This window comes from Pseudomonas imperatae, from assembly GCF_057128625.1.
This window is the reverse complement of the sequence record NZ_JBSKHP010000005.1, coordinates 62,608-74,862: the sequence shown is the minus strand read 5'-3', so window position 1 is coordinate 74,862 and position 12,255 is coordinate 62,608. Positions and strand designations below refer to the sequence as shown.

General features: G+C 66.3%; 12 protein-coding genes. 8 read left to right on the top strand and 4 right to left on the bottom strand.

Going from position 1 to position 12,255, the window contains the following annotated elements; translation table 11 throughout:
- Positions 1–63 precede the first annotated feature (63 nt).
- The 3 genes from ACWKWX_RS08360 to ACWKWX_RS08350 are packed head-to-tail and all read left to right on the top strand — an operon-like array spanning position 64 to position 2,936.
- On the top strand, positions 64–1,398 hold the full coding sequence (locus ACWKWX_RS08360) for an MFS transporter (protein ID WP_483827478.1): 1,335 nt from the start codon (positions 64–66) through the stop codon (positions 1,396–1,398).
- A complete protein-coding gene (locus tag ACWKWX_RS08355; RefSeq protein WP_483827477.1) occupies positions 1,379–2,308 on the top strand; it encodes a 2-hydroxyacid dehydrogenase in 930 nt (309 codons plus the stop codon). The genes ACWKWX_RS08360 and ACWKWX_RS08355 overlap by 20 nt, the downstream gene beginning before the upstream one ends.
- A 52-nt stretch (positions 2,309–2,360) precedes the next feature.
- Complete coding sequence (locus ACWKWX_RS08350) at positions 2,361–2,936, top strand: flavin reductase family protein (RefSeq protein ID WP_483827476.1); 576 nt, start codon at positions 2,361–2,363, stop codon at positions 2,934–2,936.
- Between the two features lie 96 nt (positions 2,937–3,032).
- On the opposite strand, the gene ACWKWX_RS08345 is transcribed toward ACWKWX_RS08350, so the two are convergent.
- Positions 3,033–4,094: an NAD(P)-dependent alcohol dehydrogenase gene (locus ACWKWX_RS08345; RefSeq protein ID WP_416423540.1), complete on the bottom strand. Its 1,062-nt coding sequence runs from the start codon at positions 4,092–4,094 to the stop codon at positions 3,033–3,035.
- Between the two features lie 262 nt (positions 4,095–4,356).
- Here ACWKWX_RS08345 and ACWKWX_RS08340 point away from each other — a divergent pair, with 262 nt between their 5' ends.
- Positions 4,357–4,995, top strand: a complete 639-nt coding sequence (locus ACWKWX_RS08340) for a Dps family protein (protein WP_483827475.1) — start codon at positions 4,357–4,359, stop codon at positions 4,993–4,995.
- Positions 4,996–5,194: 199 nt separating this feature from the next.
- A complete protein-coding gene (locus ACWKWX_RS08335) occupies positions 5,195–7,315 on the top strand; it encodes a hybrid sensor histidine kinase/response regulator (RefSeq protein ID WP_483827474.1) in 2,121 nt (706 codons plus the stop codon).
- Here ACWKWX_RS08335 and ada read toward each other — a convergent pair whose 3' ends face one another.
- From ada to ACWKWX_RS08320, 3 genes are all read right to left on the bottom strand, one after another.
- Entirely contained in the window at positions 7,316–8,149 is an 834-nt protein-coding gene (ada, locus tag ACWKWX_RS08330) for a bifunctional DNA-binding transcriptional regulator/O6-methylguanine-DNA methyltransferase Ada (RefSeq protein ID WP_416423543.1), read from the bottom strand.
- 76 nt (positions 8,150–8,225) lie between these two features.
- The gene (locus ACWKWX_RS08325) at positions 8,226–8,774 is read right to left on the bottom strand and encodes a cupin domain-containing protein (RefSeq protein ID WP_416423544.1); all 549 of its coding nucleotides are present in this window, start codon (positions 8,772–8,774) and stop codon (positions 8,226–8,228) included.
- 95 nt (positions 8,775–8,869) lie between these two features.
- Positions 8,870–9,211, bottom strand: coding sequence for an FKBP-type peptidyl-prolyl cis-trans isomerase (locus ACWKWX_RS08320; RefSeq protein ID WP_416423545.1), 342 nt, complete (start codon positions 9,209–9,211; stop codon positions 8,870–8,872).
- Positions 9,212–9,529: 318 nt separating this feature from the next.
- Between ACWKWX_RS08320 and ACWKWX_RS08315 the strand changes: the two genes are divergently transcribed.
- The 3 genes from ACWKWX_RS08315 (at position 9,530) to ACWKWX_RS08305 (ending at position 12,254) form a co-directional block, all read left to right on the top strand.
- Positions 9,530–9,994, top strand: a complete 465-nt coding sequence (locus ACWKWX_RS08315) for a GlcG/HbpS family heme-binding protein (RefSeq protein ID WP_416423546.1) — start codon at positions 9,530–9,532, stop codon at positions 9,992–9,994.
- A gap of 129 nt (positions 9,995–10,123) precedes the next feature.
- On the top strand, positions 10,124–10,657 hold the full coding sequence (locus tag ACWKWX_RS08310) for a sugar dehydrogenase complex small subunit (protein WP_416423547.1): 534 nt from the start codon (positions 10,124–10,126) through the stop codon (positions 10,655–10,657).
- Positions 10,650–12,254 carry a GMC family oxidoreductase gene (locus ACWKWX_RS08305; RefSeq protein ID WP_416423548.1) on the top strand — a complete coding sequence of 535 codons (1,605 nt, stop codon included), beginning with the start codon at positions 10,650–10,652 and terminating at the stop codon, positions 12,252–12,254. Before ACWKWX_RS08310 ends, ACWKWX_RS08305 begins: the two co-directional genes overlap by 8 nt.
- Position 12,255 lies beyond the last annotated feature (1 nt).

Genomic DNA, 12,255 nt, shown 5'->3' with positions numbered 1-12,255 from the left:
TCTGTGCTGGTTTATGGTCTGCCTCATTGCACCTCCATAACGACAACAATAGAGAGCCCCGTCATGACCCAGCCCACGCTGAACGACGGCTTGCACGCCAGCACCCTGGCCAAGCTCAATCTCAAGCTGATCCCCTTCCTGATGCTGCTGTACATGGTGGCCTACATCGACAAGTCGAACATCTCGGTGGCGGCGCTGCAGATGAACGCCGACCTGGGCCTGTCGGCGGCGATGTACGGGCTGGGCGTGGGGCTGTTCTTTCTCACCTACATCCTGCTGGAAGTGCCCAGCAGCCTGATCCTCACCAAGGTCGGCGCGCGGCGCTGGATCGCCCGCATCATGATCACCTGGGGCATCGTCGCCGCCGGCATGAGCCTGGTGCAGACCGCCAACCAGCTGTATGTGATGCGCCTGTTGCTGGGCGCCGCCGAGGCTGGCTTCACGCCGGGCATCATTTATTACCTGTCGCAGTGGTACCCGCGCAGCGACCGGGCCAAGGCCATGTCGTTCTTCTACATCGGCGCGGCGCTGGCCTCGGTGATCGGCCTGCCGCTGTCCGGCGCGTTCCTGCACCTGGACGGCATGGCCTCGGTGAGCGGCTGGCGCTGGCTGTTCCTGCTCGAAGGCATTCCCGCCGCCGTGCTGGGCGTGGTGGTGCTGCGCTACCTGCCGGACTCGCCGCAGACCACGCATTGGCTGGACGCACGGCAGAAGACCTGGCTGGCCAGCACCATCGCCGCCGAGCAGAGCACCACGCTGATCTCCCATAACGATGCCTGGCACAAGGCGTTCCGCAGCCCGGTGGTGTGGCTGCTAAGCCTGTTCTGGCTGTTGCAGGCGTTCGGCACCATCGGCATCACCCTGTTCCTGCCGCTGATCGTGCAGTCGGTGTCGGGGCAGGGCTCGTTCGTGGTCAGCCTGATGTCGGCGCTGCCGTTCCTGCTGGCCTGCGTGTTCATGTACGCCAACGGCCGGCATTCCGACAAGAACGGCGAACGCGCCCTGCACCTGGGCGGCCCGCTGCTGGCGGCCGGCATTGTGCTGGGCGTGGCGGTGTTCTGCGGCAACCATGGCCTGGCCTACGGCCTGCTGGTGGTGGCCGTGGCGCTGAACTGGGCGGCCACCCCGGTGTTCTGGGCCACCACCACCGAATACCTGTCGGGCCCGGCCGCCGCCGTGTCCATTGCCCTGATCAACTCCATCGCCAACCTGGCCGGCCTGGGCCTGCCGCCGGTGATGGGCTGGATCAAGGACGTCACCCACACCTACGACTACGCCCTGTTGCTGGTCGCCTGCGCCTTGCTGGCCGGCGGCGTGCTGGGGCTTTACCTGGGCGCCGAGCGCGCCCGTGGCCAGGCTCACCTGCAAGGAACCGTCAATGAACGCAAACGTGCTTAAGATCGCCCGCCTGCCGGAAAAGCTCACCGAACGCCTGCTGGCCGATTTCGCCGTGCTCGAGGGCGACGAGCAGGGCAGCCAATTGGGGCAGGGCGCCGCGCATATTCGCGCGCTGGTGGCCAACGGCGAGTCGCGGGTCAGCCGCGCGCTCATCGAGCGCCTGCCGGCGCTGGAGGTCATCGTGGTGTTTGGCGTGGGCTACGACGGCGTCGACGTGGCGGCGGCGCGCGAGCGCTGCATCGCCGTCACCCACACGCCCGACGTGCTCACCGACGACGTCGCCGACTTCGCCATGGCGCTGCTGCTGGGCATCGCCCGTGGCACCGGCCCGGCCGACCGTTTCGTGCGCCAGGGCCGCTGGGCCGACGGCCCTATTGCCTGGACCCGCAAGGTCAGCGGCGCGCGCCTGGGCATCATCGGCCTGGGCCGCATTGGCCAGGCCATTGCCCGCCGTGCCGAAGGCTTTGGCATGCACATCGCCTACTGCGGGCGTAATCGCCAGCCGGTGGATTACCGCTTCTATCCCGATGCGCAGAGCCTGGCCGCGGTGGTGGACTTCCTGGTGGTGGCGGTGGGCGGTGGCGCCCAGACCTTCCACCTGGTGGATGCCCAGGTGTTGCAAGCGCTGGGGCCCGAGGGTTACCTGATCAACGTCGGCCGCGGCAGCGTGGTGGACGAGGCGGCGCTGTTCCAGGCCCTGGCCACCCGCCAATTGGCGGGCGCGGCGCTGGACGTGTTCGAGGACGAGCCGCGCCCGCACCCAGGCTTGCTGGGCCTGGACAACGTGCTGCTGACCCCGCACATGGCCAGCGCCACCGGGGCCACGCGCCAGGCCATGGCTGACCTGACCTTGGCCAACCTGGCGGCGCATTTCGCCGGCCGGCCGCTGCCCACGCCGATCCCGGCCTGACGCGGGCGGGCGGCAACTTGGTACACTGCGTGCTTTTGCCGGAGCCCATGCCATGACCGCCCACCACCGCCTGCCCGTGCCGCTGGACAAGGCCTACCGCCTGCTCAACCACGGCCCCACCGTACTGGTCAGCGCCGCCCACCAGGGCCAGCGCAACATCATGGCCGCCGCCTGGGCCATGCCCCTGGACTTCGAGCCGCCAAAAGTGGCGGTGGTGCTGGACAAGTCCACCTGGACCCGGCAACTGCTGGAGGCCAGCGGCACCTTCGTCCTGCAAGTGCCCTGCGTGGCCCAGGCCGACATTGTCCAGACCGTGGGCAACACCGCCGGGCAGACCCTGGACAAGTTTGCCACCTACGGCCTGCAGACCTTCGCCGGCGAACAGCTGGACGCGCCGTTGCTGGAAGGCTGCGTGGCCTGGCTGGAGTGCCGCCTGCTGCCCGAACCGCACAACCAGGGCGCCTACGATCTGTTCCTGGGCGAAGTGATCAGCGCCCAGGCGGATGCGCGGGTGTTCAGCGAAGGGCATTGGCATTTCGAAGGGCATGATCAATTGCGCACGTTGCACCACGTGGCGGGCGGGCATTTCATGGCAATCGGCACGCCAGTAAAAGGCAACATGCTCTAAACCGTAGCAGCGGCCACAGGCCGCGTCCGAACGCACCGCGTATTCCCGGAAATACCGTGGTGCGGCCGGACGCGGCCTGTGGCCGCTGCTACGGGGTTACGCGGCGTTTTCCTGTTTGAGGGTGGCCATGTCGATCACGAAGCGGTATTTCACGTCGCCCTTGAGCATGCGCTCGTACGCCTGGTTGATGTCCTTCATGGCGATCATCTCAATGTCCGAGACGATGTTGTGCTTGGCGCAGAAATCGAGCATTTCCTGGGTTTCCTGGATGCCGCCAATCAACGAGCCGGCCAGACTGCGGCGCTTAAAGATCAGGTTGAACACGGTAGGCGAGGGGTGCGGCGAGTCCGGCGCGCCCACCAGGGTCATGGTGCCGTCGCGCTTGAGCAACGCCAGGAACGGGTCGAGGTTGTGCGGCGCGGCCACGGTGTTGAGGATGAAGTCCAGCTGGTTGGCCTGGGTGGCCATCTCGGTTTCATTCTTCGACACGATGACCTCGTCCGCGCCCAGGCGCAGCCCGTCTTCGCGCTTGCTGGGCGAGGTGGTGAACAGCACCACGTGGGCGCCCATGGCGTGGGCGATTTTCACCGCCATGTGGCCCAGGCCGCCCAGGCCCACCACGCCCACCTTCTTGCCCGGGCCGACCTTCCAGTGGCTCAGCGGCGAGTAGGTGGTGATGCCTGCGCACAGCAGCGGCGCCACGGCCGCAAGGTTGTCCTTGTGGGGGATGCGCAGGACGAATTTCTCCTTCACCACGATGGTGTCGGAGTAGCCGCCGAAGGTGTTCTCGCCGCCGAACACCGGGCCGTTGTAGGTGCCGGTGAAGCCGTTCTCGCAGTACTGTTCCTCGCCTTCGGCGCAGGACGCGCAGTGCTGGCAGCTGTCGACCATGCAACCGACGCCGGCCAGGTCGCCGACCTTGAAGTGCTTCACGTTGGCGCCCACCGCCGTCACCTTGCCGACGATCTCGTGGCCCGGCACCGACGGGTACAGGGTGTTGTGCCATTCGTTGCGCACGGTGTGCAGGTCGGAGTGGCACACGCCACAGTAGAGAATGTCGATCTGCACATCGTCGGCGCCGGGGGAGCGGCGTTCGAACCGGTAGGGCTTGAGGGCGTCGCTGGCGCTCTGGGCGGCGTAGCTGTATGTCTTGATCATGACACTCACCTTGGTGGGGGAAAAAAGCTTGGAACAGCATAGTCCCGCTTAAGTGCCATGAAACGTTTCACCGATGAATGAAGATTGGCAGGTCGAGGCGATCTGCCGCGAACACCTCTTGAAATGACGAAACCAAAGCCCAAGGTAATGATCAGATTGAGTTGCTGGAAAGCGACCTGTTAGGCTGGGGGATCAGCGCGTCGTCGAGACATTCGGCCGCTGCATGAATCTTCCGCTCCAAGACCGAAGGAGAACTACCGCAATGGCTACCCCGACCAAGAAGCCCGCCGCCGCGAAGAAACCTGCAGTGGCGAAAAAGCCCGCCGCCAAGCCTGCCTCGGCAAAAGCGCCTGCCGCTGCCAAGGCCCCACTCGACAAGCCTGCCGCCCTGAAGACCCGCGCCCGCGCGCTGGCCACTCCCACCGACCTGGGCAGCGACGCCACCCGTGACCTCAGCGGCGCGCTGAACCGCCTGTTGGCCGACGTGTTCGCGCTGTACCTGAAGACCAAGAACTTCCACTGGCACGTCAGCGGCCCGCACTTCCGCGACTACCACCTGCTGTTGGACGACCACGCCACCGAGATCTTCGCCATGGTCGACGCCATCGCCGAGCGCACCCGTAAAATCGGTGGCAACTCGCTGCGCTCCATCGGCCACATCGCGCGCCTGAAGTCGGTGCTCGACAACGACGCCGAATTCGTCCAGCCGCTGGACATGCTGGCCGAGCTGCAGGGTGACAACAAGGGCCTGGCCGCCTACATGCGCGAAGTCCACGAACTGTGCGACAAGTACAACGACATCGCCACCGCCAGCCTGATCGAGAACTGGATCGACGAAACCGAACAGCGCACCTGGTTCCTGTTCGAGACCAGCCGCAACGGCGACGTCACCGGCCACTGATGCCAGCCACGCCGCGCAACTCGTAGCCGCTGCCGCCAGGCTGCGCTGGCCCTCCCATGCACCGAAGATCTCCAGGGTGCACGCGGGCCAGCGCAGCCTTCGGCAGCGGCTACGGACCGTCGCGCCGCCTATGTGCTTTCCCTCTCCCCAGCGTTAGACTCGAAGGGCGCAGCCCCGCCCACGGAGTCCGAGCCCCGCGATGCAATTCCTTTCCAAAGACCACGGCTGTGAAGGCTGGCGTGGTGAAATGGCCACGCGTATTCGCGGCTTTGACTGGTCGCTGACCGAACTCGGCCCATTCGACCTCTGGTCGCCCGCCCTGCGCATGGCGACCCAGTTTCTGCTGGCTTCGCCAGTGCCGCTGGTGATGCTCTGGGGCCGCCCCGGCTACATGATCTACAACGACGCCTATTCGCTGTTCGCCGGTGGCCGCCACCCGTACCTGCTGGGCTCGCCCGTGGAAATGGGCTGGCCGGAAGTCGCCGACTTCAACCGCAACGTGGTCGACACCTGCCTGGCCGGCGGCACCCTGAGCTACCACAGCAAGGAGTTGGTGCTGCTGCGCAACGGCGTGCCCGAAGACGTGTGGATGGACCTCTACTACAGCCCGGTGCCGGGCGACGACGGCAGCCCCGCCGGGGTCATGGCCATCGTCGTGGAAACCACCGCCCACGTGCTCTCCGAGCGTGCCCGTGAAGCCGCCGAGCGTGCGCACCGGGCCACCAGTGAGCGCCTGCAGATGGCCCTCAACACCGGCGCGGTGCTGGGTTCGTTCGTGTGGGACATCAAGGGCGGCCAGCTCTCGGGTGACGAGCGTTTTGCGCGTACTTTCCTCTACCCACCCGGCACGCCGCTGGAGCACCTGCCCGCCGAGCAGGCACTGGCGGCCATCCACGATGATGATCGCCAACGCGTGCAGGCGGCCATCGACGCCGCCATCCAGCAGCACTCGGGCTACAACGCCGAGTACCGCTTGCAGCGTGCCGATGGCAGTTACCGCTGGGTGCAGGCCAGCGGCCGCTGTGACTACGACGCCCAGGGGGCGCCATCGCGGTTCCCGGGGGTGCTGATCGACATTCACGAGCGCAAGATCGCCGAAGACTCCCTGCTGCAGCTCACGCGCAACCTCGAACAGCGGGTGGAGCAGGAGGTGCGCGCCCGCTCCGAGGCCGAGGAAAAGCTGCGCCAGTCACAAAAGCTCGAAGCCTTGGGCGGCCTCACCGGTGGGGTGGCCCATGACTTCAACAACGTGCTGCAGGTGATCGCCGGCAACCTGCACCTGCTGGGTCGACAGCAGCAGGACAACGCACCCATCCAGCGCCGGGTGGCCGCTGCCCTGGCCGCCGTGGAGCGCGGTGCCAAGCTGTCGGCGCAGCTGCTGGCCTTCGCCCGTCGCCAGCCGCTATCCCCCGGGGTCTATAACCTGCGCCGGCTGTACGACGGCCTGGGCGAACTGCTGCTGCGCGCCATGGGTGAAACCGTCCAGGTGCGCATGCACACGCCCGAGCAACCGTGGAGCATTCACGTCGACCGCAACCAGCTGGAAAACGCCGTGCTCAACCTGGCCCTCAACGCCCGCGACGCCATGGGTGGCGAGGGCGAGCTGGTGATCAGCGCCGACAACGTGGTGCTGGGCCATGAGTTCTGCACCGGCAAGGAGCTGAGCCCCGGCGACTATGTGCGGCTGTCGGTCAGTGATGACGGCGTGGGCATGGCGCCGGCCACCCTGGCCCAGGCCTTCGAGCCGTTCTTCACCACCAAGCCCGATGGCCACGGCACCGGCCTGGGCCTTAGCATGGTGTTCGGCTTTGTCCGCCAGAGCGCCGGGCACGTGGAAATCTGCAGCGTTGAGGGCCAGGGCACCACGGTGCAGATGTATTTCCCGCGCAGCCACGCGGCCGAGAGCATCGAGGAGGTGCCGGGGGCAGCGGTCATGATCGATGGCGAGGAGACCATCCTCGTGGTCGAGGACGACGAGCAGGTGCGCGCCACCGCCGCCGAGCTGCTGGAGCAGTCAGGCTACCGGGTGATCACCGCGGAAAACGGCGACGTGGCCATGCGCTTCCTGCTCGACGGCCTGCGGGTGGACCTGATCTTCACCGACGTGGTCATGCCCGGCCAGGTCAAGAGCGCTGACCTGGCCACCTGGGCCCAGGCACGCACGCCGCCGTTGCCGGTGCTGTTCGCCTCGGGCCACACCCGCGACATCATCTCGCGCAACTATGAGCTGGCGCCGCACCAGCACCTGTTGCGCAAACCCTATGGCCCCGACGCGCTGACCGCGATGGTGCGCCGCGTGCTGCAGGCCGACCAGGGCTGATCAGCGCGCCTCGCGCGCCAGCAGCTGGCGCTTGCGCTCCACGCCCCAGCGGTAGCCCGATAGCGCACCGTCGCTGCGCACCACCCGGTGGCAGGGGATGGCCACGGCCAGGCGGTTGGCGCCGCAGGCCTGGGCCACCGCGCGGGTGGCCGTGGGCGCGCCGATCAACCGTGCCACCTCGGCGTAGCTGGCGGTGCTGCCCACCGGTATCGCGCGCAGCGCTTGCCACACCCGCTCCTGGAACGCCGTGCCACGCACGTCCAGCGGCAGGTCCAGGCCAATGCCGGGCGCCTCGACGAAGCCCACCACCTGGGCCACCCATTGCTCGAACTCGGCATCGGCGCCAATCAACTCGGCGTTGCGAAAGCTGTCCTGCAGCTCTTGCAGCAGTTGCTCGGGGTCGTCGCCCAGCAGGATCGCGCAGACGCCGCGCTCGCTGGCTGCCACCAGAATATCGCCCAGCGAACAGCGGCCCAGGGCGAAGCGCAGGGTGGCGCGGGCACCGCCGTTGCGGAACTGCACCGGTTTCATGCCCAGGCGCTGGTTGCTGGACTCGTAGAAGCGGCTGTTGGAATTGAAGCCGGCCTCGTACACCGCCTCGGTCACCGTGCCGCCGGGCTTGAGCTGCTCGCGCACGCGCTGGGCGCGGCGCGCGTCGGCGTAGGCCTTGGGCGTCAGGCCGGTGAAACGCTTGAACAGCCGATGGAGGTGGTAGGGGCTCAGCCCCACCTCGGCCGCCAGCTGCGCCAGCGACGGCGGGCTGGCGGCGGCGTCCAGCACCGCGCAGGCACGGGTGACCAGGGCGGCGTGGGCATCGTGGGTGGTGGGTCTCATGGGCGTGGCCTGGCAGTTGAACGTGGCCCCAGCTTAGCCCTGCGGGGGCCGGCAAAACACTCCGAGTCTTGCTCGTTTAGAAGTTGGCCGGGGTGTTGGCGCTTATTATCTCTGCCTCGTCCTGGCCGATGTTGCGGAACCGGTGGGGCAGGGTGGTGGGAATGTAGTAGCCGTCGCCGGCATTGAGGATGCTGGTCTGGCCGTCGATGGTCAGCTCGATGGTGCCGCGGGTGACCACGCCACATTCCTCGCCTTCGTTGTGCACGATGAACTCGTCGCCCGAGTGCGCGCCGGGGGCGTACAGCTCGCGCAGCATGCGCATGTCGCGGCCGGGCAGGGTGGCGCCCACCAGCAGCAGGCGCAGGCCTTCGCGGCCCAGGTCGGGCTGCTCGTCGGAGCGGAACACATAGCGCTCCTGCTTGGGCGGCTCGTCGAAGGTGAAGAAGTCGGCCAGGCTCATGGGAATGCTTTGCAGCAGTTTCTTCAGCGAGCTGACCGAGGGGCTGACGCGGTTCTGCTCGATGTTGGAAATGGTCGAGTTGGTCACGCCGCTGCGGCGCGCCAGTTCGCGTTGGGACAGTTGAAACCGTTCGCGCACCAACTTCAGTCGTGTTCCGGTATCCATAGGTGCCTTATTGTTCAGAGGGCTTCATGTCGAAAATGACCTGACCTTTATAACCATCGCCGCTGGCAGGTCAAGGCGTTTTAGCGGTTGCAGGCTCAATCGTCGCGAGTCAGCACTTCCAGCAGCTCGATCTCGAAATACAGGTCGCTGCCCGGCTTGATATGCGCGCCCATGCTGCGCTCGCCGTAGGCCAGGTGCGCGGGCACGAACAGCTTGCGCTTGCCGCCTACCTGCATGCCCATCAGGCCCTGGTCCCAGCCCTTGATCACGCGGCCAGTGCCGATCACGCACTGGAAGGGCTTGCCGCGCGACCACGACGAGTCGAACTCGGTGCCGTCCGCCAGCGTGCCGCGGTAATGGGTGGTGATCAGCGCACCCTTGACCACGGCCTTGCCGGTGCCAGGTTGCAGGTCTTCGACCAGTAGTTCGTTGCTCATCGAGGGTGCCTGTGAAATCGGGGCACCTAGTTTACGCAAATTGCGTCCCATATCCCACCGTAGCCGCTGCCGCAGGCTGCGCTGGCACTGTGCCTCGCTGGAGATCTTCGGTGGCTACCCGGGCCAGCGCAGCCTGCGGCAGCGGCTACGGGATTTTGGACGCATCAACGCGGTCGTGCACGCCATGCCAGGGCCTTGCGTGAAATGTCAATGCGGCAATTGTTCGCTTTTTTGTAACGATCATTTGCGCAAATGCGGATGGTTAGTGGACTAACCAGTTGGTTAAAATTGGTTACTGCTCATAGGAATGGCAACTTCATGAAAACCCTGTCTTTTTTCTTCGGTGCCAGCATTCTGGCTTTGGCATCCTCCAGCGCCTTCGCCGCGACCCACCAGCAGCTGGACAACGCCCAGGCCCTGCAGGTCATCAGCAGCGTCAAGGCCAGCCTCGCCGCGCAGAAAAGCTTTGGTTGCGTAGCGGTGGTGGACGTCTCCGGCACCCTGCTGGCCTTTGAACGCCTGGACGGCGCGCCGCTGGGCTGCGTCGATGCCTCCATCGGCAAGGCCCGCACCTCGGCGCTGTACCGCGCGCCTTCGGTGAAATTCATGGAACGCCTGCAGAAAGGCGAGTCCACCGTGCTCGAAATCCCTCACGCCGTGGCCCTGGGTGGCGGCTACCCGCTGACCCTCAACGGTGAAGTGGTCGGCGCCGTCGGCGTCAGCACCCCGGTGCAGGCCCTGGACAACCAGGCCAGCGAGACCGCGGCGCAAGCCCTCAAGTAACACCCCTTGCTGTAACCGTTGCAACCGGTCCCGCGACAGGCTCATGCCCGTCGCGGCGCCCCACTGTGCACACCATTAAAAGCCCCGGAGCCTGGCTATCGGGGATGTGATCACATCGGACGATCAACCATGATAAATCTAAGCCGACGCCATCTGGTCTTCGGCGCCACCAGCCTCCTGGCTGCGGGTGCCCTGGGCAAGACCTTGCTGGTTTCCAACGCGTTCGCCAGCGCCCCGCTGGTCAACAACCTGACCTTGCCCGCAGACTTCCTGGCCTTGTCCATGCGCCTGACCGGCATAGACAAGCCCGACCTGCAACTGGGCCAGCGCCTGCATGACTGGCTCAAGCACGCCGACCCGCAGCTGGCCGCCAACATGGCCAGCCTCAACGGCCTGCTGGACGCGCACCAGGGCCTGGCCCCGGATGCCTTCCAGGCGCAGATCGCCGCGCAGCCCGCCGGTGTGGCCGCGCTGTACCAGGCCCTGCTGGGCGGTTGGTACCTGGGCGTGGTGGGCAGCAAGATGAACCCCGTGTGCGTCGGCTTCGAAACCATCGTCAGCTACCAGCTGCTGAGCACCTCCTTCACCCCGCCGAGCTACTGCGCCGGCGAACCGAATTTCTGGATTCAACCCCCCCAGTCCGAGAGCGTGGCCCATGTCTGATTCCCTCAGTGCAGATGTAGTCGTCATTGGTGCCGGCATCGCCGGTTCCCTGTCGGCGCTGAAAATGGCCAAGGCCGGTGCTTCGGTGCTGATGCTGGAGTCGGGTCCCGAGATCAAGCGTGACGAGGCCGTGGAGCTGTTCCGCAACAGCCCGCTCAAGGGCGATTTCACCGAACCCTACCCACCGAAGCCCTGGGCGCCGCAGCCCAAGTTCCAGCCGGTGGACAACGGCTACCTGATCCAGAAAGGCCCGGACCCGTACCTGGCCTCGTACCTGCGCGGCGTGGGTGGCACCACCTGGCACTGGGCGGGGCAGGCGTTCCGCATCCTGCCTAACGACATGAAGCTGCAATCGCTGTACGGCGTGGGCGTGGACTGGCCGCTGAGCTATGCAGAGCTGGAACCCTACTACTGCGACGCCGAGTTCCAGATGGGTGTGTCCGGTGACAGCGACCTGGGCTCGCCACGTTCGCAACCGTACCCGCTGCCGGGCATTCCGCTGCCGTACGGCTTCGAGCGCATGAAGCAGCGCCTCAAGGGCCTGGGCTACGAAGTGGGCATCGGCCCGCAGGCGCGCAACAGCGTGCCGTTCGACGGCCGCCCGGCCTGCTGTGGCAACAACAACTGCATGCCGGTGTGCCCGATCGACGCCCAGTACCACGGCGGCATCGCCGCGCGCAAAGCCCTGGACGCCGGCGTGCGCCTGGTCGCCAACGCGGTGGTCTACCGCATCGAGGCCGATGACAAGGGCCGCATCGTCGCCGTCCACTACCTGGACGCCAACAAGGCCAGCCACCGCGTCACCGGCAAGCGCTTCGTGCTGACCGCCAACGCCATCGAAAGCAGCAAGCTGCTGCTGATGTCCACCAGCGACCGCCTGCCCAACGGCGTGGCCAACAGCAACGACATGGTCGGCCGCCACCTGATGGACCATCCTGGCTCCTCCGTGGAGTTCCTGGCCGACGAGCCGATCTACTTCGGCCGTGGCCCGATGCGCCCCAGCAGCATCAACAACATCCGCGACGGCGCCTTCCGGGCCGACCGTTCGGGCCTGCGCATCGACCTTGCCAACACCAACCCGACGCGCATGCTCACCGAGCGCCTGATCAAACAGGGCTACTACGGCAAGGCGCTGAACGAGAAGCTCAAGTACCAGGCCGACCACTACGTGCTGCTGAAAGGCATGATGGAAATCCTGCCCGACCGCGACAACCGCGTCATGCTCAGCAAGACCGAGAAGGACGCCTGGGGCCTGCCGCGCATCGAGGTGCACTACAAGTTCCCGGAATACGTGCACAAGGGCTACGACCACTCCATCGACGTCTACAAGGAAATCGCCAGTGCCATGGGCGGTACCGAAGTGGTGTTCAGCAAGCGTGGCGTGTACGACAACAACCAGCACATCACTGGCACCCTGAGCATGGGCGCAGACCCGGCTACGTCGGTGGTGGACCGCGACCTGCGCAGCCACGAGCACGAGAACCTGTTCATGGCCGGCACCGGCGTGATGCCGACCGCCGCCATCGTCAACTCGACCCTGACCGGCACCGCGCTGGCGCTGCGCATGGCCGACACCGTGCTCAAGAGCTTGGCATGAA

Coding starts and splice junctions, on each gene's coding strand:
- ACWKWX_RS08360 (WP_483827478.1), top strand. CDS start 64: ATGACCCAGCCCACGCTGAACGACGGCTTGCACGCCAGCACCCTGGCC.
- ACWKWX_RS08355 (WP_483827477.1), top strand. CDS start 1,379: ATGAACGCAAACGTGCTTAAGATCGCCCGCCTGCCGGAAAAGCTCACC.
- ACWKWX_RS08350 (WP_483827476.1), top strand. CDS start 2,361: ATGACCGCCCACCACCGCCTGCCCGTGCCGCTGGACAAGGCCTACCGC.
- ACWKWX_RS08345 (WP_416423540.1), bottom strand. CDS start 4,094: ATGATCAAGACATACAGCTACGCCGCCCAGAGCGCCAGCGACGCCCTC.
- ACWKWX_RS08340 (WP_483827475.1), top strand. CDS start 4,357: ATGGCTACCCCGACCAAGAAGCCCGCCGCCGCGAAGAAACCTGCAGTG.
- ACWKWX_RS08335 (WP_483827474.1), top strand. CDS start 5,195: ATGCAATTCCTTTCCAAAGACCACGGCTGTGAAGGCTGGCGTGGTGAA.
- ada (WP_416423543.1), bottom strand. CDS start 8,149: ATGAGACCCACCACCCACGATGCCCACGCCGCCCTGGTCACCCGTGCC.
- ACWKWX_RS08325 (WP_416423544.1), bottom strand. CDS start 8,774: ATGGATACCGGAACACGACTGAAGTTGGTGCGCGAACGGTTTCAACTG.
- ACWKWX_RS08320 (WP_416423545.1), bottom strand. CDS start 9,211: ATGAGCAACGAACTACTGGTCGAAGACCTGCAACCTGGCACCGGCAAG.
- ACWKWX_RS08315 (WP_416423546.1), top strand. CDS start 9,530: ATGAAAACCCTGTCTTTTTTCTTCGGTGCCAGCATTCTGGCTTTGGCA.
- ACWKWX_RS08310 (WP_416423547.1), top strand. CDS start 10,124: ATGATAAATCTAAGCCGACGCCATCTGGTCTTCGGCGCCACCAGCCTC.
- ACWKWX_RS08305 (WP_416423548.1), top strand. CDS start 10,650: ATGTCTGATTCCCTCAGTGCAGATGTAGTCGTCATTGGTGCCGGCATC.